This window comes from Pseudoalteromonas sp. SG41-5 (genome assembly GCF_014164495.1).
GTDB lineage: Bacteria > Pseudomonadota > Gammaproteobacteria > Enterobacterales > Alteromonadaceae > Pseudoalteromonas > Pseudoalteromonas rhizosphaerae.
In genome coordinates this window covers 1-1,565 of sequence record NZ_JACJFH010000221.1, presented here as the reverse complement: position 1 = coordinate 1,565, position 1,565 = coordinate 1, and the positions used below count along the sequence as shown (strand labels likewise).

Genomic DNA, 1,565 nt, shown 5'->3' with positions numbered 1-1,565 from the left:
CAACAACTACAGGTAGACGGCATTGCAGGGCCGGTTACTAAAAGCCGTCTTGTTTATGTTTATGGAGCCTAAGTTATGAGCCAAGCAATGCCCATGGCAGTCAATAAAGTTAACACACTGGTTATAAAAACAAATGTTGGTGCGTTACAAAAAAATATTATAGTTAAAGTGGTTGGTGATGTAGCTATAAAAGCGCAGTTGTTTAGCCAAGGTAGTACGGTTAACTTGGAGCAACAGGGCAATCAACAATACCACTTTAAAAACCTGTCACAACAAGCGCTTTATACTTTAAAAGTAATTATAGCGGGCGAGGCAGAGTTAACCCTTATTAACGAACAAAGCTTTGCAGATTATTTCGACCTGTTAAAGGTTCGGTCATTCAATATTGGTGAAAAAGGCGGGCCGCAATTACTTGAACATAAAATATTACCAAAAGGTCATATTGAAATAACCTTGCTCGCAGAGCCCCCTAGCTTTGGTGTATTTTTTGATGGCACGGGGAATAACCGCCTTAACGACATACAAGATTCAACCGACGCGAATGAACCGACTAATGTGGTTAAGTTGTTTGAGTTATATCCCTTTCAAAAATATCAATCACGCTATTATGTTGAAGGTATTGGCACTAAAGCAAATGAAAGCGATTCAACCTTAGATATGGGTTTGGCGTTTAGTTTTGATGAGCGAATTAGAGAGACTCTAGTCACAACAGTTCAATTTTTCAAAGAATACTCAAAGATGAGCATTGGATTTCTGGACGTATTTGGTTTTAGCCGTGGCGCAGCGCAAGCGCGGGCATTTGTTAATCAAGTGAATGCGATTTATAAAAATAATCCACACTATTGGGGCGGTATTAAGCCCGTTATCCGCTTTGTTGGCTTATTTGACAGTGTTGCCTCTATTGGTGGTGATGGTGACAACAACCACAGTGAGTTTTATGCCAATAATGAACTTGATTACCCCGTTAACTTACATCTAGCAAGTAGTAGTGCGGGGTTTGTAATGCATTTGGCGGCATTTGATGAAAAGCGTGATAAATTTCCACTCAGCTCATTACGTACCCGTAATAAGCAGCTCCTTAAAAACCAGCAAGAGATTGAATTACCGGGTGTGCACTGAGATATTGGCGGCGGTTATGGCCCCGTAGAAACAACCATATTATACCCGTGGCAATATATTGCTGGGCAAGCCGGAGAGCCAGAGCACGATAAAGAATTAGCGCAGCTTAAAAAGTCACTTGAGCAAAAATATTATTGGCCAACAATTAATATTGAGTTTAAAGCAAGTAGGCCAAGGATGAACAGAAAGCCAAAGCGAATTCGTAATGAATCAGAGTATACGGTTTATACCGGCTATAAACCGTATTGGCGGCGCAATTTAAATAATACCTTACCCCATTATAGCCTAGCGCTAATGCATGAAACGGCGGTTAACCAAGGCGTGCCACTACAAAGCTTAACGGAACTTGCTAACCGCAAACAAGCTGACGGCCAAGCTATACCTTATATTTTACCTAACGAGCTTAAAGCACTGGTTGATAGCGCCCGTAGCTTTGGCCCACAAAG

1 protein-coding gene and 1 pseudogene are annotated in these 1,565 nt (G+C 41.3%); both read left to right on the top strand.

Features of this window, described 5'->3' with window-relative positions; translation table 11 throughout:
• The first annotated feature begins 75 nt into the window (after nt 1-75).
• Nucleotides 76-1,119, top strand: coding sequence for a DUF2235 domain-containing protein (locus H5232_RS23155; RefSeq protein WP_259399475.1), 1,044 nt, complete (start codon nt 76-78; stop codon nt 1,117-1,119).
• Nucleotides 1,120-1,296: 177 nt separating this feature from the next.
• Nucleotides 1,297-1,565: pseudogene (locus tag H5232_RS24455) on the top strand (DUF2235 domain-containing protein); the annotation flags it as partial.

Coding starts and splice junctions, on each gene's coding strand:
- H5232_RS23155 (WP_259399475.1), top strand. CDS start 76: ATGAGCCAAGCAATGCCCATGGCAGTCAATAAAGTTAACACACTGGTT.